Annotated in this window: 19 protein-coding genes; 16 read left to right on the top strand and 3 right to left on the bottom strand. The window is 34.3% G+C overall.

Features of this window, described 5'->3' with window-relative positions; genetic code table 11:
• Positions 1–99: 99 nt before the first annotated feature.
• Both Bccel_RS09800 and Bccel_RS09795 read left to right on the top strand, forming a co-directional pair.
• A complete protein-coding gene (locus Bccel_RS09800) occupies positions 100–6999 on the top strand; it encodes a cohesin domain-containing protein (RefSeq protein WP_050753330.1) in 6900 nt (2299 codons plus the stop codon).
• A 496-nt stretch (positions 7000–7495) separates the two neighbouring features.
• A complete protein-coding gene (locus Bccel_RS09795) occupies positions 7496–8509 on the top strand; it encodes a sodium:calcium antiporter (protein ID WP_036947211.1) in 1014 nt (337 codons plus the stop codon).
• 104 nt (positions 8510–8613) lie between these two features.
• Here Bccel_RS09795 and Bccel_RS09790 read toward each other — a convergent pair whose 3' ends face one another.
• Positions 8614–9003 (bottom strand): DUF4363 family protein, encoded by a 390-nt coding sequence (locus Bccel_RS09790; RefSeq protein ID WP_036946962.1) that lies wholly within the window; start codon positions 9001–9003, stop codon positions 8614–8616.
• A gap of 1 nt (position 9004) precedes the next feature.
• Positions 9005–9694 (bottom strand): DUF421 domain-containing protein, encoded by a 690-nt coding sequence (locus Bccel_RS09785; protein ID WP_036946959.1) that lies wholly within the window; start codon positions 9692–9694, stop codon positions 9005–9007.
• 350 nt (positions 9695–10044) lie between these two features.
• On the opposite strand from Bccel_RS09785, the gene Bccel_RS09780 reads away from it, so the two are divergent.
• Both Bccel_RS09780 and Bccel_RS09775 read left to right on the top strand, forming a co-directional pair.
• Positions 10045–10242, top strand: a complete 198-nt coding sequence (locus tag Bccel_RS09780) for a ferritin family protein (protein WP_036946956.1) — start codon at positions 10045–10047, stop codon at positions 10240–10242.
• Positions 10243–10254: 12 nt separating this feature from the next.
• Positions 10255–10515, top strand: a complete 261-nt coding sequence (locus Bccel_RS09775) for a spore coat protein (protein ID WP_036946953.1) — start codon at positions 10255–10257, stop codon at positions 10513–10515.
• 281 nt (positions 10516–10796) lie between these two features.
• On the opposite strand, the gene Bccel_RS09770 is transcribed toward Bccel_RS09775, so the two are convergent.
• The gene (locus Bccel_RS09770) at positions 10797–11009 is read right to left on the bottom strand and encodes an alpha/beta-type small acid-soluble spore protein (protein WP_036946950.1); all 213 of its coding nucleotides are present in this window, start codon (positions 11007–11009) and stop codon (positions 10797–10799) included.
• 242 nt (positions 11010–11251) lie between these two features.
• Here Bccel_RS09770 and Bccel_RS09765 point away from each other — a divergent pair, with 242 nt between their 5' ends.
• The 12 genes from Bccel_RS09765 (at position 11252) to Bccel_RS09710 (ending at position 20442) form a co-directional block, all read left to right on the top strand.
• A complete protein-coding gene (locus Bccel_RS09765) occupies positions 11252–12472 on the top strand; it encodes a D-alanyl-D-alanine carboxypeptidase family protein (protein WP_242853239.1) in 1221 nt (406 codons plus the stop codon).
• A gap of 163 nt (positions 12473–12635) precedes the next feature.
• Positions 12636–13817 (top strand): stage III sporulation protein AE, encoded by a 1182-nt coding sequence (gene spoIIIAE, locus Bccel_RS09760; RefSeq protein ID WP_276326242.1) that lies wholly within the window; start codon positions 12636–12638, stop codon positions 13815–13817.
• Between the two features lie 113 nt (positions 13818–13930).
• Positions 13931–14626: a stage III sporulation protein AF gene (gene spoIIIAF / locus Bccel_RS09755; protein WP_036946947.1), complete on the top strand. Its 696-nt coding sequence runs from the start codon at positions 13931–13933 to the stop codon at positions 14624–14626.
• A 60-nt stretch (positions 14627–14686) separates the two neighbouring features.
• The gene (locus Bccel_RS09750; protein WP_036946944.1) at positions 14687–15301 is read left to right on the top strand and encodes a hypothetical protein; all 615 of its coding nucleotides are present in this window, start codon (positions 14687–14689) and stop codon (positions 15299–15301) included.
• Positions 15302–15410: 109 nt separating this feature from the next.
• Positions 15411–16115: a SpoIIIAH-like family protein gene (locus tag Bccel_RS09745; protein WP_036946941.1), complete on the top strand. Its 705-nt coding sequence runs from the start codon at positions 15411–15413 to the stop codon at positions 16113–16115.
• Positions 16116–16221: 106 nt separating this feature from the next.
• A complete protein-coding gene (locus Bccel_RS09740) occupies positions 16222–16611 on the top strand; it encodes an Asp23/Gls24 family envelope stress response protein (RefSeq protein WP_036946938.1) in 390 nt (129 codons plus the stop codon).
• 35 nt (positions 16612–16646) lie between these two features.
• Positions 16647–17201, top strand: coding sequence for an alkaline shock response membrane anchor protein AmaP (amaP, locus tag Bccel_RS09735; RefSeq protein WP_036946935.1), 555 nt, complete (start codon positions 16647–16649; stop codon positions 17199–17201).
• Positions 17202–17219: 18 nt separating this feature from the next.
• A complete protein-coding gene (locus Bccel_RS09730) occupies positions 17220–17450 on the top strand; it encodes a DUF2273 domain-containing protein (RefSeq protein WP_036946932.1) in 231 nt (76 codons plus the stop codon).
• 102 nt (positions 17451–17552) lie between these two features.
• Positions 17553–17978, top strand: coding sequence for a transcription antitermination factor NusB (gene nusB, locus Bccel_RS09725; RefSeq protein WP_036946929.1), 426 nt, complete (start codon positions 17553–17555; stop codon positions 17976–17978).
• A 105-nt stretch (positions 17979–18083) separates the two neighbouring features.
• Complete coding sequence (gene xseA, locus Bccel_RS09720; RefSeq protein WP_036946926.1) at positions 18084–19274, top strand: exodeoxyribonuclease VII large subunit; 1191 nt, start codon at positions 18084–18086, stop codon at positions 19272–19274.
• Between the two features lie 35 nt (positions 19275–19309).
• Positions 19310–19534, top strand: a complete 225-nt coding sequence (xseB, locus tag Bccel_RS09715; protein ID WP_036946923.1) for an exodeoxyribonuclease VII small subunit — start codon at positions 19310–19312, stop codon at positions 19532–19534.
• A gap of 17 nt (positions 19535–19551) precedes the next feature.
• A complete protein-coding gene (locus Bccel_RS09710; RefSeq protein ID WP_036946920.1) occupies positions 19552–20442 on the top strand; it encodes a polyprenyl synthetase family protein in 891 nt (296 codons plus the stop codon).
• The last annotated feature ends 90 nt before the right edge of the window (positions 20443–20532 follow it).

The following is a 20532-nucleotide window of genomic DNA, read 5'->3' as shown; positions in this document are numbered from 1 at the left end:
TAAATAAAATTAATAAATAAGTAGTCTAATTCGAGTATTCCCGAAACTTTGTTTCGGGAATACTTGAATTCAATAATTTTATGAAGGGGGAGAATATCATTGCAGAGCCCAAGATTAAAACGCAAAATTTTATCTGTAATATTAGCAGTTTGCTATATTATATCATCGTTTTCAATTCAATTTGCTGCAACGCCTCAAGTTAATATCATAATAGGCTCCGCTCAAGGAATTCCGGGGAGTACAGTTAAAGTACCAATTAATTTACAGAATGTACCTGAGATAGGGATTAATAACTGTGATTTCACAATAAAGTTTGATTCTGATATATTAGACTTTAATTCAGTTGAGGCCGGGGATATCGTACCACTTCCAGTAGCTAGTTTTAGTAGTAATAATTCAAAAGACATCATTAAGTTTTTATTTAGTGATGCTACCCAAGGAAATATGCCAATAAACGAAAATGGTTTATTTGCTGTCATAAGTTTTAAAATTAAGGATAATGCCCAAAAAGGTATAAGCAATATTAAAGTATCATCATATGGATCTTTTTCTGGAATGTCAGGGAAAGAAATGCAATCATTAAGTCCAACTTTTTTTTCAGGTTCTATAGATGTTTCAGATGTTAGCACAAGTAAATTAGATGTTAAAGTTGGGAATGTAGAGGGTATTGCAGGAACGGAAGTAAATGTACCTATTACATTTGAAAACGTGCCTGATAATGGAATAAATAATTGTAATTTTACCTTATCTTATGATTCAAATGCACTAGAGTTTTTAACAACAGAAGCTGGAAATATAATACCTTTAGCAATTGCTGACTATTCGAGTTATAGATCAATGGAAGGGAAAATAAAGTTCCTTTTTAGTGATTCTTCACAGGGGACCAGATCAATTAAAAATGATGGAGTCTTTGCAAATATTAAATTTAAAATAAAAGGCAATGCTATAAGGGATACATATAGAATAGATCTATCTGAATTAGGTTCATTTTCGAGTAAACAAAATAATAATTTAAAATCAATAGCCACTCAGTTTTTAAGTGGAAGTGTAAATGTAAAAGATATAGAAAGCAGTGTTTCTCCAACAACAAGTGTGCATCCTACACCAACTAGTGTGCCACCTACACCAACGAAAAGTTCACCAGGAAATAAAATGAAAATTCAAATTGGTGATGTAAAAGCTAATCAGGGAGATACAGTTATAGTACCTATAACTTTCAATGAAGTTCCTGTAATGGGTGTTAATAACTGTAATTTCACTTTAGCTTATGACAAAAATATTATGGAATTTATCTCTGCTGATGCAGGTGATATTGTAACATTGCCAATGGCTAACTATAGCTACAATATGCCATCTGATGGGCTAGTAAAATTTTTATATAATGATCAAGCTCAAGGTGCAATGTCAATAAAAGAAGATGGTACTTTTGCTAATGTTAAATTTAAAATTAAGCAGAGTGCCGCATTTGGGAAATATTCAGTAGGCATCAAAGCAATTGGTTCAATTTCCGCTTTAAGCAATAGTAAGTTAATACCTATTGAATCAATATTTAAAGATGGAAGCATTACTGTAACTAATAAGCCAATTGTTAATATAGAAATTGGTAAAGTTAAAGTTAAAGCTGGAGATAAAATTAAAGTGCCTGTTGAGATTAAGGATATTCCATCAATTGGGATAAATAACTGTAATTTTACACTAAAATATAATTCTAATGTTTTAAAATATGTATCAAATGAAGCTGGTACAATAGTTCCGGCACCGCTAGCTAATTTGAGCATAAATAAACCAGATGAAGGTATTATTAAGCTATTATTTAGTGATGCATCTCAAGGTGGAATGCCAATAAAGGATAATGGTATTTTTGTGAATTTAGAATTTCAAGCAGTTAACGATGCTAATATTGGTGTTTACGGGTTAGAACTTGATACTATTGGTGCTTTTTCTGGAATATCATCAGCAAAAATGACTTCAATTGAACCTCAATTTAATAATGGCAGCATTGAAATTTTTAATTCTGCTCAAACACCTGTGCCTAGCAATACTGAGGTACAAACACCAACTAATACAATCTCAGTTACTCCAACAAATAATTCTACTCCAACAAATAATTCTACTCCAAAACCAAACCCGTTGTATAATCTCAATGTAAATATTGGAGAGATTAGTGGAGAAGCAGGTGGAGTTATAGAGGTACCAATTGAATTTAAAAATGTACCGGATTTTGGAATTAACAATTGCGATTTTTCGGTTAAATATGATAAAAGTATCTTTGAATACGTAACATATGAAGCTGGAAGTATTGTCAAGGATTCAATAGTAAATTTGGCATGTATGGAGAATAGCGGAATAATTAATTTGCTTTTTAATGATGCAACTCAAAGTAGTTCACCAATAAAAAACAATGGAGTTTTTGCCAAACTGAAATTCAAGATAAATAGTAATGCAGCTTCAGGTACTTATCAAATTAATGCTGAAGGCTATGGAAAGTTCTCTGGTAATTTAAATGGCAAATTGACATCAATTAATCCAATATTCGAGAATGGTATTATAAATATTGGGAATGTTACTGTTAAACCTACTAGTACACCTGCAGATTCTTCTACGATTACACCAACTGCTACACCGACTGCTACGCCAACAATAAAAGGAACACCTACAGTTACTCCTATATACTGGATGAATGTACTGATAGGAAATATGAATGCAGCGATAGGAGAAGAAGTAGTAGTACCTATAGAATTTAAGAATGTACCTCCATTTGGGATTAATAATTGTGACTTTAAACTGGTGTATGATTCAAATGCATTGGAGTTAAAGAAGGTAGAAGCTGGTGATATAGTACCTGAGCCATTAGCAAACTTAAGCAGTAATAAGTCAGAAGGGAAAATACAATTCCTGTTTAATGATGCATCGCAAGGCAGTATGCAAATAGAAAATGGCGGGGTATTTGCAAAGATAACATTTAAAGTAAAGAGTACTGCGGCTTCAGGCATATATAATATAAGAAAAGATTCAGTGGGATCTTTTTCAGGTCTGATTGATAATAAGATGACCTCAATAGGTCCAAAATTTACAGACGGAAGTATTGTAGTTGGGACTGTAACACCAACAGCAACTGCAACACCAAGTGCTATAGTTACAACAATAACACCTACAGCAACTACAAAACCAATTGCAACACCAACAATAAAAGGAACACCTACAGCTACTCCTATGTACTGGATGAATGTAGTGATAGGAAAGATGAATGCAGAAGTAGGAGGAGAAGTAGTAGTACCGATAGAGTTTAATAACGTGCCATCATTTGGGATTAACAACTGCGACTTTAAACTTGTATATGATGCAACTGCACTGGAGTTAAAGAACGTAGAAGCTGGTGATATAATTAAAACTCCGTTGGCTAATTTTAGCAATAACAAGTCGGAGGAAGGAAAGATAAGTTTCCTATTCAATGATGCATCGCAAGGCAGTATGCAAATAGAAAATGGCGGGGTATTCGCGAAGATAACATTTAAAGTTAAGAGTACTACAGCCACAGGTGTTTATGACCTAAGGAAAGATTTGGTCGGATCGTTCTCAGGACTTAAAGATAATAAAATGACCTCAATAGGAGCGGAATTTACAAACGGAAGTATAACAGTTGCAGCTACAGCACCAACAGTGACACCTACAGTAAATGCAACACCAAGTGCTGCAACACCAACAGTAACACCAACAGCAACTGCGACACCAAGTGTTACAATACCAACGGTAACACCAACAGCAACTGCGACACCAAGTGTTACAATACCAACGGTAACACCAACAGCAACTGCAACACCAAGTGCTGCAACACCAACGGTAACGCCGACGGCAACTGCGACACCAAGTGTTACAATACCAACAGTAACGCCAACAGTAACTGCGACACCAAGTGATACTATACCAACAGTAACACCAACAGCAACTGCAACACCAAGTGCTATAGTTACAACAATAACACCTACAGCAACTGCAAAACCAATTGCAACACCAACAATAAAAGGAACACCTACAGCTACTCCTATGTACTGGATGAATGTAGTGATAGGAAAGATGAATGCAGAAGTAGGAGGAGAAGTAGTAGTACCGATAGAGTTTAAGAACGTGCCATCATTTGGGATTAACAACTGCGACTTTAAACTTGTATATGATGCAACTGCACTGGAGTTAAAGAACGTAGAAGCTGGTGATATAATTAAAACTCCGTTGGCTAATTTTAGCAATAACAAGTCGGAAGAAGGAAAGATAAGTTTCTTATTCAATGATGCATCGCAAGGCAGTATGCAAATAGAAAATGGCGGGGTATTTGCAAAGATAACATTTAAAGTTAAGAGTACTACAGCTATAGGTGTTTATGACATAAGGAAAGATTTGATTGGATCGTTCTCAGGACTTAAAGATAGTAAGATGACCTCAATAGGAGCAGAATTTACAAACGGAAGTATAACAGTTGCAACTACAGCACCAACAGTGACACCTACAGCAACTGCGACACCAAGTGTTACAATACCAACAGTAACACCAACAGCAACTGCAACACCAGGTACTGCAACACCAGGTACTGCAACACCAACGGCAACTGCAACACCAGGTGCTGCAACACCAACGGAAACTGCGACACCAAGTGTTATGATACCAACAGTAACGCCGACTGCAACTGCAACACCGACTGCAACTGCAACACCAACAGTTAAAGGAACTCCTACAATTAAACCTGTATACAAGATGAATGTAGTGATAGGAAGGGTTAATGTAGTTGCAGGAGAAGAAGTAGTAGTACCAGTAGAGTTTAAGAATATTCCAGCAATTGGAGTTAACAATTGCAACTTTGTACTGGAATATGATGCAAACGTGTTGGAAGTAAAGAAGGTAGATGCAGGTGAAATAGTTCCGGATGCACTAATAAACTTCGGCAGTAATAATTCAGACGAAGGAAAGGTATACTTCCTATTTAATGATGCATTACAGGGCAGAATGCAGATAGCTAATGATGGAATCTTTGCAAATATAACATTTAAAGTAAAAAGTAGTGCAGCAGCTGGTATATATAATATAAGAAAAGATTCAGTAGGAGCATTCTCAGGATTGGTTGATAAGTTGGTCCCAATAAGTGCAGAATTTACAGACGGAAGTATATCAGTGGAGTCTGCAAAATCAACACCTACTGCAACTGCAACAGGAACAAATGTAACACCTACTGTAGCTGCAACAGTGACACCAACTGCGACACCAGCAAGCACAACTCCAACTGCTACGCCAACAGCTACTTCAACGGTAAAAGGGACTCCTACAGCTACGCCTTTATACAGTATGAATGTAATAATAGGAAAGGTGAATGCAGAAGCATCAGGAGAAGTAGTTGTACCAGTAGAGTTTAAGGATGTACCATCAATTGGAATTAACAATTGTAACTTTATACTGGAATATGACGCAAGTGCATTGGAGTTAGACAGTGCAGAAGCAGGCGAAATAGTACCTGTTCCATTAGGAAACTTCAGTAGCAATAATAAAGACGAAGGAAAGATATACTTCCTGTTTAGTGATGGAACACAAGGCAGAATGCAAATAGTTAATGATGGAATATTTGCAAAAATAAAATTTAAAGTAAAGAGTACTGCATCTGATGGTACATATTATATAAGAAAAGATTCAGTAGGAGCATTTTCTGGACTCATTGAAAAGAAGATTATCAAAATAGGTGCAGAATTTACAGACGGAAGTATAACAGTAAGGTCGTTAACACCAACACCTACAGTGACGCCAAATGTAGCAAGCCCAACTCCAACAAAAGTTGTTGCTGAGCCAACAAGTAATCAACCAGCTGGACCTGGACCTATTACAGGTACAATACCAACAGCAACTACTACAGCAACAGCAACTCCAACAAAAGCGTCAGTTGCTACAGCGACACCTACTGCAACTCCAATTGTTGTTGTAGAGCCAACAATAGTAAGACCTGGCTACAATAAGGATGCAGACTTGGCAGTGTTTATAAGTTCAGACAAGAGCAGGTATGAAGAATCAAGTATAATAACTTACTCTATTGAATACAAGAATATTGGTAAAGTCAATGCTACAAACGTTAAAATAGCAGCACAGATACCTAAGTTTACTAAAGTTTATGATGCAGCCAAGGGTGCAGTAAAGGGAAGTGAAATTGTATGGATGATAGGTAATCTTGCTGTAGGCGAATCATATACAAAAGAGTATAAAGTTAAAGTTGATTCATTGACTAAATCAGAGGAGTATACAGATAATACAGTTACAATTAGCAGTGATCAAACAGTTGATATACCTGAAAATATCACTACTGGAAATGATGATAAATCAACAATTAGAGTAATGCTATACTCCAATAGATTTACACCAGGTAGCCATAGTTCGTACATATTAGGATATAAGGATAAAACATTCAAGCCTAAGCAAAATGTTACAAGAGCTGAGGTAGCTGCAATGTTTGCTCGTATTATGGGACTTACTGTGAAGGATGGTGCAAAAAGCAGTTATAAGGATGTTTCCAATAAGCATTGGGCATTGAAATATATTGAAGCGGTAACGAAGAGTGGAATATTCAAGGGATATAAGGATTCTACTTTCCATCCGAATGCACCTATAACTAGGGCAGAGTTGTCCACAGTAATATTTAATTACCTGCATCTTAATAATATAGCACCATCAAAGGTACATTTTACTGACATTAATAAGCACTGGGCTAAAAACTATATTGAAGAGATATACAGGTTTAAACTAATTCAGGGTTATAGTGATGGGTCATTTAAACCAAACAACAATATAACCCGTGCAGAAGTTGTTACAATGATTAATAGAATGCTTTATAGAGGACCTCTTAAGGTGAAAGTGGGTTCATTCCCAGATGTATCGCCAAAATACTGGGCATATGGAGATATTGAAGAAGCATCTAGAAATCATAAATACACTAGAGATGAGAAGGATGGAAGCGAAATATTAATTGAATAATAAGAAGTAATTAATTGAATAATAAGAAGTATATGTAATATATATTAATCACTTTTAATAAGGATTAATTATATGGAGTGTTGTAATATTGCTTACACAAGCAGTTTGCAACCTCCTTTTTTATTGTCTGTATACACATGCCATAACATGGCACATAGCACATAGCATCTTCAATCTTCAAATTTCATATCATCAAACATCAAAGGAATGAAGAATGAAACTTATTTTTTAGAGTGGGGAATTATGTAATCCTCGGAACGAACAATGCAAAATGACTTTGTTACTTTGTTATTTTATTAAACATGTATTATATGAATATTAGTGCTTTTTTGAGAATAGTTATTATAATATGAGATGCTCATTAAGGAATTATTAAAATATCTATTCCGATTTCTATGTGAGTGTTGACGAGTTAAGTCAACTAAGGGGGCAAGTTTTAGCAGAAGTTATATTTTAATCATTCCGTGGTGAAATGCAATATAAAGGAAAAGGTTATATGCAAATATATATTATATTATTGTTTTTAGGGCTAATCATAATACTGTTAAGTTGTGAATTATTTACAAATGCAATAGAATGGTTTGGGAAAAAGCTAAACTTTGGGGATGGAGTTATAGGAAGCATTTTTTCAGCGGTTGGTACATGTCTGCCTGAAACACTAATTCCGATAATAGCAATTATAAAATCAGGAAAAAGCGGAGAAGACAGCTCTTTAGATGTTGGTATAGGTGCAATATTAGGTGCACCTTTTATGCTGAGTACGCTGGCATTTTTTATAACTGGGTTTAGTGTTATACTTTTCTGTAAAAAACGAAAAAGCGGCCTTAGCATTAAGATAAATAAAAAAATATTTGGCAGGGATATGGAGTTTTTTGCATTAATGTACTCTATTGCAATAACAATGTCATTTATAGAAAATTACACTGCAAAAGTGATAATATCTATCGGGCTGATATTAATGTATGTATACTATGTTTTTCTAACTGTAAAGCACGATAAAACTTCTGTAGATAGGCTTGAAAAGCTATATATATTAAAGTTTTCTCAATCAAAGGTAAGTTTGACTGCAATTTTATTGCAGTTATCAATTGCACTTACTGGAATAGTTTCAGGGTCGTACATCTTTGTGTCAAATATAGAAGGAATTTCCCAAGCGTTGAAAATTTCACCGATGATTCTTGCTTTAATTATTACTCCAATTGCTACTGAATTACCTGAGAAGTTTAACAGTATAATATGGATAAGGAAAGGAAAAGATTCACTTGCACTAGGAAATATTAGTGGTGCAATGGTATTTCAAAGTTGTATACCTGTGGCGGTTGGAATAGTTTTTACTACATGGAAGCTTAATAATACTGCTATGGTAAGTTGTGTATTATCATTAGTATCATCTGTCATTTTGCTGTTATGGATGAAGGTAAAGAAGGAATTAACCCCATTACCTTTTATATTTTGCGGTGTGTTATATATTTTATTTATTATTTACCTGACAAATGGCGTATTTCATTAATTGATGATTGATGAATAAAGGAATGATTAATTATAGTCATGAAAACGAAATGTTTTGCAATAATTTAAAATGCAAAATAATTATTGCAAAACATATAATTTGTGCTAAAAAATATTAATAAGGCTAAAAGACTCTTTTTGTGGAATATGGTTGACATATTGTTTTAAACTGGCTAGCTCTCCTAAAGATAAAACACTATTTTTGGCTTTGATATATTCTTTCATACGAGTTAGTGAATCGTCTATATTATCAATTTCTACATGATCAATAAGCATTGCCCATGTATTTGAAGACTTTTTCCATTGCTTTTCAAGATTGGAAAGCTCTATATTTGCATTTATCCAATCGTTGGATCTGGAATTTGCTTCAATTTTTCTTATTTGATAATCTATTTTTTGAGCTGAGCGATTCAAGTAGTATGAGCTAACTAGACTAAATACTAACATACCAGATACCAGAAGAATGATTCCAATAAATATCTTGGTGTTATGCAAATCAATGCCCCTCCCCTTCCTTACTTTTTTTCTGCAAGTATAATTTTCCAGCTGAATCCAAACTGACAAATAGAGTTTCCTTTATATTTCTTATACCCAAACTATTTAGCTGATTAATAAGCCAGCTTTCATCAAGGTTGGCTCTTTTTAAATTTTTATAATTGACGTCACCATCAATTACAAGATCTAAGGGGATTCCTTCATATTGGGTGTCAATTTTAATGTCTTCAGGTGTGATAGGCCTTTTTTGGGATTTAGGAATTATGCTAAGTTGCCCATTAGTTTCAAGGATTGCATACTCAATATCCGATATGTTGCTTGTGCCTTTAATACGCAACTGCTCAAGCAAATCGTTCAATGTATACATTTCTTTTCGCAAGTTTGCTTCAATGATTTTACCATTTTCAATAAGTATATTTGGTTTACCGCATATGATACCGCGAGCTTTGACACTTTTTAAGGATATTAATGACAGTAAGAGCTGTGCAACCAGCAATGTGATAATAGGAATTATTCCATTTATCAAAGGAATTCCTGTATTTTGCATTGGTACAGCAGCTAATTCGGATATCATTATAGCAACTGCCAGTTCAAAAGGCTGGAGTTGGCCGATTTGTCGTTTTCCCATAGCACGCATGACAACAACGACTATTAAAAAGAGTATGAGAGTCCTTATAAAAACTACTAACACAATATCATCCTTTCAGTTATTTTAAATGAAGAATTGTATAAAATACATAAAAATCAATTAATTTTTACATTTGTCTATATTTTATTTTTACCTTTATTCCTTTGGTTATGTATTTGCAGATACCAAATTGTAAAACTAGTTATATGTAGTGTGCAGAATCGCCGAAAAAGGGCTACTCCAGGCAAAATATTATATAACTTTACAGTTCGGTATCTTTAAATGGCTCTTAAATAAATTATTTTATTTATGTTAAAAGTTTAATCACTTTAAATATAAATGAATATATCAGAAAAAAATGCAAATGATATTTATTGATATGATAAAACTAATATTAACTAAGGAGGTAGCTTATGTCACTTACTTCAAAAGAGCTTATGCTGGTTCAGGATAACATCAAAATGACACAAAATAGCATCAAGGTTATGGAAAGTTGTGCAGAAATATGTACCGATGCACAAATCAAAAGTTTATGCCAGCAGATGGCAAAAGATCATCAAAGTGATTTACAGACACTAATCAAACATATTAATACAGCGACAATACAGTAAGGAGGATTGGAAATGAAAAGTTTTACTGATCAGGAAGTCATGTCCATTTTATTGAATGAGCATAAGCTTGCAGCATCTTCATTGACAAATTTAGTACTTGAAAGCAATAATCAGTTTTTAAGGAATGATGCAGCAAGTATTCTTACAAGTACATTTAATCATCAGAAACAGATTTTTGACTTGATGACTCAAAAGGGATGGTATCAAATTGAGAATGCAAGTCAACAGGAAATAAGCAAGGCACAGCAGGAAGCCTCAAGAATTAATGCTTAATTAGGATTTTATAGCATTGAAATAATTAAAATAGAAGGTATGTTAAAAGAGACAGTCGGAGAAGCTTTATTATCTGCCTGTTTCTTATTTATGTTTGGAAAGTTATGATGTTTCTTAATACTAAAAGGACTTCAAAATCATATTTGAAGTCCTTTTAGTGCTGATTCACAGAGTGAAATCTAGCAATATTTTATTACATTGAAGTGCTTTTTAATATTTATGAATAAGAAGATCATATTACTAAAATAAAAAGCACTATAAACTATGCCAGAATGCTATACTTATCTGGAAGTGTCATTTAATTTTTCAGTAGGATAGCTGTTACCAGTGTATGACTGAAAAACTTTCTTAACTATATTACCGCCAACTTTACCTGCTTCTCTTGCAGTTAAGTCACCGTTATATCCCTGTTTTAAGTTTACACCAATTTCTTTAGCTATTTCATACTTCATGTTATCAAACTGAGTTTTGCTGTTGTTATTGTTGTTTGCCATTTTAATATCACCTCCCTTTATAGTCTTATTGTGTCTTAAAACTATAAGATTATAAGTAGTAAGTTTTGGTCGAGATTAAAAACAATTCCTTTACAAATATTGTAATATAATTGCATAAGGATTAGCTCTATATAAAAGTTGATCTTTATATAGTATATTGTGATATTAATTAATCAAATTTATTATATTAGACAAATTCAATTCATATATTTTCATATAAATATTAATTTGAGGTGGGTTAAGTGATAGGTATAAAATGTAAAACTAGTATAATCATTATCTTTATAATGATTGTAAATATATGCACTTATTCGTTTTCAGATGATTTGAATGAAGGGCAGCTTGTCATAAAAGCCTTTGTCTCCAAGCAGAAGGATGTTCTTGCGTCTATTCCTGTAGTTAATGCACATGCTGCTATTGTTATGGACTCAAACAGCGGACGGATTTTATATTCAAAAAATGCTGAACAAAGAAAGTATATTGCCAGTACTACAAAAATAATGACAGCCATAGTAACTCTAGAAAACGGTAATCTTGATGATATAGTCACAATAAGCAAAAGGGCCGCAAGCATTAAAGGATCAAGTATCAACCTGAAAGAGGGAGAAAAGCTGAAATTGAAGGAGTTATTATACGGTCTGATGCTCAACTCGGGTAACGATGCGGCTATAGCTATAGCTGAGCACATTGGAGGAGATGTGGAAACATTTGTAGATATGATGAATAAAAAAGCCAAGGAACTAAATCTTGTAAATACGTCCTTTAAAACGCCTCATGGCTTGGACCGTGAGGGCCATTATTCTACTGCTCTTGAGCTTGCTCAAATGGCAAAGTATGCACTTTCAAAACCTGAATTCGCCAGCATATGCAAGACTATTTCCAAAAGTATTACCGGCAGAAGTTTATATAATACAAATGAAATGCTGGGTTTTTATCCTGGTGCTGATGGTGTTAAGACAGGGTATACCGGCCAGGCAGGAAGGTGCCTTGTATGTTCTGCAACAAGGGATGGATGGAGGTTGATATCTGTTGTCCTTGGATGTCCGACAAGAACTATCAGGGCAGAGAGCAGCAGAAAAATACTGGATTATTCTTTTAAAAATTACAAGCTACGTACATTGAAAAGGGTGGATGATGAGTTTAAAAGAGTACCGGTGATAAAAGGAAAAGAAAAGTTTGTGGCAATAACTTCGAGTGATGAAATAAAGTACCCATTAACGGATGAGGAATTCAATAATTTAAAACGTGTGGAAGAAATTCCTGATTCTATAGAAGCACCTATTAGCGAAGGTGTGAACATTGGAAATATTAGTTTCTCCTTGAATGGAAAACTTATTGCACAGTCAGAGCTAAAAACAAAGCATGAGGTTCTACGCAAAGGATTTCTTGATTATATGTGTGAAATGCTAAAGGACTGGTTACTATATATGAATCCTTCCATGGACAGTCAATCCGGTAGTTAAGGAGACAACAAATTATATTAAAATTAAAATTTTATGTAATAAAGTTGGACGTAGTTAAATATCTATATATAAATATGTTTTATGTACAAAAAATAAAAGTACCAAAGAGGATTAGTATGAAGAGAACATTAATTTTTAATTTGAAAAATATGTTAAAGTATCAATTCTGGTTTTTATTATCATTCTTACTTTGTTTCAAATGCAATCACTTTATATATATAATGTATATGCAGAAAGTGATAATATTGGGGATGATAAGCTTATTGAAGAGCAGGCTAAATCGGAGGAAGCTAAGAGCATTGAGAACCAGATGCAAAACTATGCCAATAATGGTATAAAGGAGCTTTTGCCGGAGTATGACCCTAATGGGTTTATAACAAATGCTGCTAAAGGTAAGTTTAATCTAAATATAAAGAGTATATTAAATGGAGTATTACGTTATTTCTTTAAAGAAATATATATAAACATTGGTATATTAATTAAGCTTATTGTTCTTATAGTTTTGTGTGCTATTCTTAAAAACCTTCAATCGTCATTTTTAAGTGCGAGCGTTGGGGAATTAGCCTTTTTTGTTTGCTACATAGTTATTGTATCGGTTTTGATAGTTAGCTTAAACTCTGTATTAACCATGGGAAGAGGTATAATAGACGACATGGTTGATTTTATGCAGGCATCTATTCCTATACTTATTACATTACTTATATCAAGTGGGAATATTACATCAGGGGGCATATTTCAGCCCCTTCTTGTGGTGATTGTTGAGATTGTTGCAACAATTATGAAGAATATTTTTATTCCAATAATTCTTCTTTCAACTATTTTATCTTTGGTAAACAATATTTCAGACAAGGTTCAGATATCCAAACTGGCATCCTTTTTAAAGCAGACAGGGACAGTAATTTTAGGATTAATACTGACTGTCTTTATAGCAATAATTACAATACAGGGATCAGTAGGTGCTGTTGTTGATGGAGTTTCAAGCAAAACTGCCAAGTTTGCAATAGGAGCATTTATACCTGTGGCTGGAAAATACCTTGCAGATGCAGCAGATACAGTTTTAGGATGTACACTGCTAATAAAAAATGCATCAGGTATAGCTGTAATGATAGGGATCGTGTCTATATGCCTCGTACCAATAATTAAAATATTTGCACTTATATCATTATATAAAATGACAGCTGTATTGGTTGAACCTATTGCAGAAAATAGAATTGTAAAGTGCATAAATGATGTAGCAGGATCTCTTACATTCGTTTTAGGAGTAGTAGCTTGCGTGGCATTTATGTTCCTAATTGCCATAACGGCAATAATTGCTTCAAGCAGCATTTCATCTGCTATACGATGACTTAGGAATGCCTTAGCCATTCCTAATGACTAAAATATATTCCCGTCATTCATAAGATATCGAACTGTATATAACTGGTTTTACAGTTAGGTATCTATAAGGAGGAGAAGTTTATGATTGAATTTTTGAGGGGATGGACCATCAATATAGTAACACTGGTAATATTTATTGTTCTTCTTGAGATTTTAGTTCCTTCGGGAAGAATGAAAAAGTATATTAATTTGATTTCGGGATTTCTTATTATGATTACTCTCATAACTCCTATATTAAAATTTATTGAGAAGGAATCAGATTTAAAAGGCTTGGAACTCTTTGAGACCATAAATATCAACAAAATGGATATTGAGAAAAAGAGTAAGGTATTAAATAAAAACCAATCAAAGCAAGTTATTGAAGTATACAGACAAAAAATTATAGACCAATTGGAAAACTATGCAGCACAAAATGATGAGATAGAATCAGTGAAGGCTGATGTAATTGTAGATGAAGACGTAAACTCGGAAAAGTATGGGGAGATTAAGCGGATATATATGAGTCTCAATAAGAAAGATGAAGAGGATGCTGTCCAGAGTGTAAGTATGATACCAAAAGTAGAAAAAATTCAAGTAGGCCCTGGAAGTGAAATTTCCATAGCTAATACTCACCAAACAAACAAAAGAAGCATAAAAACCGATAAAGTAGCTACAAACAATGTTGTAGACAGTAAGCTGGATTCACATTTAAAGAACAAAATAAATGAGCTTCTGGGGGTGAAAAAGGAAGATATCATAATTACATGCCAAAGTCAGCAAACAAAGACTCAAAGGTAATTTAGTAATGACTAAGAATATTTTAGTCATTCCTTACAAAAGGATGAATGGGAGAAGGATATGATAGAAATTAAAAAGTTACTGGAAAAGTTATTCCAAAGTAAAAATAAGAAAAAAATTATAGAAAACTCAGTTATAGTTATCATAATCGGGATAATTGCTATTGTAGCCGGTGGGTCCCTGTTCAAAAAGAATGAGCCAAAAAAAGAGCCGGTTAATGGTAATTTAACACCGGTTGTGGAGACAGCTGCCAAAGTGGAGTCTAGTGATACAGACACGAATGAAAAGAGGCTTAAAGAAATCTTAATGACGGTAAAAGGAGCAGGGAAGGTTAATGTCATGGTGACATATGTATCCGGAAAAGAGATTGTACCTGCTTACGATATTAAAAGGAATGAAAATGATACAGAGGAAAAAGACTCAGGAGGTGGGGTAAGAAGTATAAAACAAAATGACAGTGAAAACAAAGTGGTATTCGAAGAAATCCAAGGAAATAATAAAAAGCCTATAGTCTTAAAAGAAATTATGCCCCAGGTTAAGGGTGTAGTGGTTGTTGCTGAGGGAGCTTCAGATCCTGAGGTTAAAGAAAGACTTGCCAGAGCAGTACAGGTGCTTTTAGATGTTCCGATTCATAGAATTGAAGTTCTAGAAAGCGGAAGCAGCTATACAAAATAAACTGATTTTAATAATTTTAATTATAAATTTGCAGGATTATGAATATAAATTAAATGACAAGTATAGGGCATTTAAATACATAATTCAAATATTAAAAGGGGGCTTTTATATGATGGTATTTAAAAGAAAACAAATAGTTGTGCTGTCTTTAGTCTTAATGCTGGTGGTTGCCGGTTATCTTCAGTATAGTTATAAGAAGGGCAGCACCTCGGTAGATAACAGCGATAATTCAAGGTTGGGTGAAGCTGTTTATGTGGACAGTGAATATGCTGTTTCATCTGATGATAAAGAAGCAGACAAAAATAAGGATAAAAAAGAAGATAGTAAGGACTCTAAAGGTAAAGAGGAGAATAAAGATAATAAAACCAATACCAACGATAAGACAAGTGATAATGATAATACAAAAGGCAGTGGGGAATCAGACAAAAAAGCAAGTGAAAGACTGGATGCCTCAAAAGAAGCAAATGATTTTTTTGCACGGGCAAAGCTTGATAAAGAAGTAAACAGGGGAAGAAACAATGATACATTGAAAGCAATTGCTGACGATTCAGGCCTGACAAAGGAAGCCAGAACTAAAGCTTATGAGAAAGTTACAAGAATGGCTGAAAATTCAGACAGAGAAATGAGAATTGAAAGCCTGATAATGAAAAATGGATTCAGCGATGTTATAGCATTCTTTGCAGATGACGGAAGTGTAGACATAGTGGTTAAGGCACCGAATCTTTCTTCCTCTCAGACAGCACAGATATATGATATTGTGTCAAGACAGGCAAATTTGGATATTGATAAAATAAGAATAAAAAATATATTTTAAGCATTGATCCTCCTTATATTGATAATACTTATATATAATGATATAATTAACTCCTGATAAAGAGTATTTTTTAGCAATTATGTTCTCCATGCTGGGAGGGTTTTTTATGGAGGAAATCAATCATGAGCTTTTAAGTGACTTAGGCACGGTTAAGGTCACTGATGAGGTTGTTGCCATAATAGCCGGGATTGCTGCTATGGAAGTATCAGGCGTTGCAGGGATGAGCGGTGGTATTGCCGGAGAAATTGTTGAGATGCTGGGCAGAAAGAGCCTCTCTAAGGGCGTTAAGGTTGAGGTTGGTGAAAAACAAGCAGCAATTGACTTATATATAATTATTGATTACGGCTGCAGGATACCCGATGTGGCTTGGGATATACAGGAAAGAGTAAAAAAGACTGTTGAGACAATGACCGGCCTGAATGTAGTGGAAGTTAATATTCATATACAGGGTGTTAATTTTGATACCGAAAATAAAAATGACTCCAATGTAGAATAGATATTTTTTAGATAAAACAAAAGAGGAGGCAAAATATGAACAGTACATTAAAGCGGGCTATACTAGGTATATATTTTGTTGTAGTTATTATATTTACCATGGCAATTATGTTTTTAACAGTCATGCCCGACTCCTTTGAAAGCATTTCAACATATATATCATCAAACCTATTGACTAACAATGTATTCCAGTGCATAGTTTTTTTTGGAGGATTAGGTATTCTAGCAGTTAGTGTTATATTGTTATTATCAGGAACGAATGATGACACAGAGAAAAGGACTATCAGCAAAAAAACTGAAATAGGTGAGATTAAGGTTTCACTAAACTCCATTGAAAGTATTGCCCTGGCAGCTACAAAACGGCTTTCCGGCATTAAGGAAGCAAAGGCTTATGTATATAAGGGAATGGAAGGGGTAACTGTAGTAATAAAAGCTGTAGTATTATCTGACGTAAATATACCTATACTATCCGAAGATATTCAGGTCAAGGTTAAGAAAACTGTAGAGGATACTTCAGGGATAAGGGTAATTGAGGTTAAGGTGATAGTTGATAATATATTTGTTGGGTATAATAAAAATAGGGTGGAATAAGCCCTGGAGGCAAATTATATGAATATGGACAAAATATACAGTTTTTATAAATCTCACAAGGGCGAAGTAAATGGAGCAATAATAGGCTTTCTAATTGCTGTATCTATTCTTATAATTGGGGTATTAAAGTTTATTTTTATTGTAATTTGCATGGCAGTGGGGTATTATATTGGTAAGGTATTAAGTGTTGACAAAGATTATCTAAGAAAGTTTCTGGATAAGATTTTTCCGCCAGGTACTTTAAGGTAAGAAGTGGCTAAGTTTTATTAAACATAGGTTAATCTTTTACATTTAAATTACTTAGGATTAATAAATTTGATATACGCAAAGCTTATTTGGAGGTAATATTTAATGGGACGAAGAGCAGCCCGCGAAACTGCAATGAAGCTCTTATACCAGTTGGAGATACAGAGGGATGATAGAGAGCAGCAGGTACAATACGTTTTAGAGGAAGAGAAGTTAACTGAAAATGACACAGTATATGTAAACGAAGTCATAAATGGTGTATATAGTAAAATTGAAGAGATTGACGCACTTATCGAAAAGCATGCTAAGGGATGGAAAATCAATAGGATTTCAAAGGTTGACTTGTCAATACTAAGGTTAAGTATTTATGAAGTTTGCTTTAGAGAAGATATACCATTCAATGTTTCCATAAACGAAGCGGTTGAACTAGCTAAGAAATACAGTACGGAAGATGCAGGATCATTTGTTAACGGCATCTTGGGTAAAGTATCCAAGATATTTCCTGTACATGTAGATGGTTCTAACGAATAGCATATTATTTAATGTAATTAACACACATACCATATTCAAGGGTGTGTGTTAATTTGTATGTCCATACATTGATAGTGTTAGCATTATTCGCAAAATGGAGGTTTTATGCGACAAATTCTCACAGTATCTGAGATAAACAGGTACTTGAAAAATGTGATTTCCAGAGATGTTTTACTCTCAGGCCTTATGGTAAGAGGCGAAATTTCCAATTATAAAAATCATTACTCGGGACATATGTATTTTACGCTTAAGGATGAATCCAGTCTTATAAAATGTGTTATGTTCAAAACATATAACTGTGAGTTGAAATTTATTCCGGAAAACGGTATGAGAGTTATTATAGGCGGTTATGTTTCGGTTTTTGAAAGAGATGGTCAATACCAGCTCTATGTGGAGTCAATGCAGCCTGATGGAATTGGGGCTCTTCATTTGGCTTTTGAGCAGCTTAAGCAGAAACTGGAAAAGGAAGGGTTATTTGACCAAAGTTTTAAAAAGCCGCTGCCTCTATTGCCCCGGGCTGTTGGAGTTGTAACATCATCAACAGGTGCAGTTATAAGAGATATAATTAATATAATGGGCAGAAGGTATCCAAACATTAATATAAAAATTTATCCGGTAGCTGTACAGGGCGAAGGTGCAGCAAAACAAATTTCAAAGGCAATTGACAGGATAAATAAGCTTCGTTGTGTTGATGTGCTCATTTTAGCCCGAGGTGGAGGCTCATTAGAGGAGTTATGGGCGTTTAATGAAGAGGTTGTTGCAAGAAGCATATATAGGTCTAACATACCGGTTGTTTCAGCTGTTGGACATGAGACAGATTATACCATAGCTGACTTTGTGGCTGATAAAAGGGCACCAACGCCTTCAGCAGCTGCAGAAATAGTTGCTCCAGAGAAAGCAGCACTAAAAAATGACTTGAACAACCTGGTATACCGATTGGCAAGGTCCTTAAATCAGAATCTGGTTATTCAAAGAAACAGGCTTTTCCGTGTTACTGACAGTGCTGCATTTAAGCAGCCTTTTGACAGAATATATCAGGAAAGAATGAGATTGGATATTTTTCAAAAGAGTCTTATAAGAGCTTTGCAGATGAATTTTTCAGAATATAAATCTAGATTTGCAGTATTGGCAGGGAAGCTTGATGCACTAAGTCCCCTTACAATAATGGCCAGAGGATACAGCATAATTAAAGACAAAGAAAATGGAAAAGTAATTCAGTCTATAAATGATGTTTATAAGGGAGCAGAATTGGAAATAAACTTAAGGGATGGCACAGTTGATTGCGTTGTGAAATAAGAAATGCATAAAAGGAGAAGGGGACAGGCCGGGTTATGAAAAGAAAAAGTTATGAAGAGGCAATAATAGAGTTGGAAGGGATCGTAAAAAAGCTTGAGAGAGGAGAGCTTTCACTTGAAGAATCTCTTGAAGCTTTTCAAAGCGGTATAGAATTAACAAAATATTGTAATACCAAGCTTGATGAAATGGAAAAGAAAATAACTATTCTTTTGGAGAATGAAAAAGGTGAAATAAAAGAAGAGGACTTTTCGGTTGAATAAAATTGTGGAGGCGGGAAATGGAATTTAATAAAAGATATGAGATTTATCTTGACTATATAAATGAAGCACTTGAAAAGATTTTAGTGGTTCGGGATGTGCCGGAAAAAACTTGTTATGAGGCTATGAAATATAGTCTTATGGCTGGGGGGAAGAGAATCAGACCGGTATTGTCACTGGTAGTGTGTGATCTTTTCGGAAAGGAATTTAAAGAGGTTATTGCATATGCATGTGCCATTGAAATGATACATACCTACTCACTTATTCATGATGATCTCCCTTCAATGGATAATGACGATTACAGGAGAGGAAGACTTACAAACCATAAGGTATACGGTGAAGGGTTAGCGGTACTTGCAGGGGATGCCCTTCTTAATTATGCATTTGAGGTAATGATTGAAGATGCTTTAAAAAGTGCCGATAATATTGTAAGTAAGGTTAAAGCCATGCAGTATATTGCAAAGGCATCAGGCACTACCGGTATGATAGGAGGCCAGGTGGTGGATCTCCAATCTGAAGGTAAGAAGGTTTCATTGGAAACTCTCACATATATGCATAAATGTAAAACAGGAGCAATGATTAAGGCTCCAATTGTTTCTTCGGCAATAATATGCGGTGCGGATGAAACTCAAGTATCAAGGCTATCAATCTTCGCAGAAAAAATTGGATTAGCATTCCAGATAAAGGATGATATACTGGATATTGAAGGCGATCTATCTACTTTGGGTAAAAACAGCGGCAGTGATGTTTCTAATGATAAAACTACCTATATTACAGCATATGGGTTGGACGGAGCTAAGAAAATTTTGGATGAGGTCACAAAGGAAGGGATAAGTGCCCTTGAGTCTTTTGGGGTAGAGGCTGATTTTCTAAAAAATATGGCTTTATATATAGCAAAAAGAAACAACTAGCGACAGACAACACTTTATATATGGATTCATATGTGCTATAATCATTACTTAAATGATGTTCATGTAGTAAAGTTAAACCGAAAGAGAGTT

Origin of the sequence: Pseudobacteroides cellulosolvens ATCC 35603 = DSM 2933 (assembly GCF_001262605.1) — a bacterium.
Classification (GTDB): Bacteria; Bacillota; Clostridia; order Acetivibrionales; family DSM-2933; genus Pseudobacteroides; species Pseudobacteroides cellulosolvens.
Note: the sequence above shows the minus strand (reverse complement) of the source record. Positions and strands in the feature narration are given on the sequence as shown.

Coding starts and splice junctions, on each gene's coding strand:
- nusB (WP_036946929.1), top strand. CDS start 17,553: ATGGGACGAAGAGCAGCCCGCGAAACTGCAATGAAGCTCTTATACCAG.
- Bccel_RS09740 (WP_036946938.1), top strand. CDS start 16,222: ATGGAGGAAATCAATCATGAGCTTTTAAGTGACTTAGGCACGGTTAAG.
- Bccel_RS09750 (WP_036946944.1), top strand. CDS start 14,687: ATGATAGAAATTAAAAAGTTACTGGAAAAGTTATTCCAAAGTAAAAAT.
- Bccel_RS09770 (WP_036946950.1), bottom strand. CDS start 11,009: ATGGCAAACAACAATAACAACAGCAAAACTCAGTTTGATAACATGAAG.
- xseA (WP_036946926.1), top strand. CDS start 18,084: ATGCGACAAATTCTCACAGTATCTGAGATAAACAGGTACTTGAAAAAT.
- spoIIIAF (WP_036946947.1), top strand. CDS start 13,931: ATGATTGAATTTTTGAGGGGATGGACCATCAATATAGTAACACTGGTA.
- Bccel_RS09745 (WP_036946941.1), top strand. CDS start 15,411: ATGATGGTATTTAAAAGAAAACAAATAGTTGTGCTGTCTTTAGTCTTA.
- Bccel_RS09780 (WP_036946956.1), top strand. CDS start 10,045: ATGTCACTTACTTCAAAAGAGCTTATGCTGGTTCAGGATAACATCAAA.
- Bccel_RS09710 (WP_036946920.1), top strand. CDS start 19,552: ATGGAATTTAATAAAAGATATGAGATTTATCTTGACTATATAAATGAA.
- Bccel_RS09795 (WP_036947211.1), top strand. CDS start 7,496: ATGCAAATATATATTATATTATTGTTTTTAGGGCTAATCATAATACTG.
- Bccel_RS09730 (WP_036946932.1), top strand. CDS start 17,220: ATGAATATGGACAAAATATACAGTTTTTATAAATCTCACAAGGGCGAA.
- amaP (WP_036946935.1), top strand. CDS start 16,647: ATGAACAGTACATTAAAGCGGGCTATACTAGGTATATATTTTGTTGTA.
- Bccel_RS09775 (WP_036946953.1), top strand. CDS start 10,255: ATGAAAAGTTTTACTGATCAGGAAGTCATGTCCATTTTATTGAATGAG.
- xseB (WP_036946923.1), top strand. CDS start 19,310: ATGAAAAGAAAAAGTTATGAAGAGGCAATAATAGAGTTGGAAGGGATC.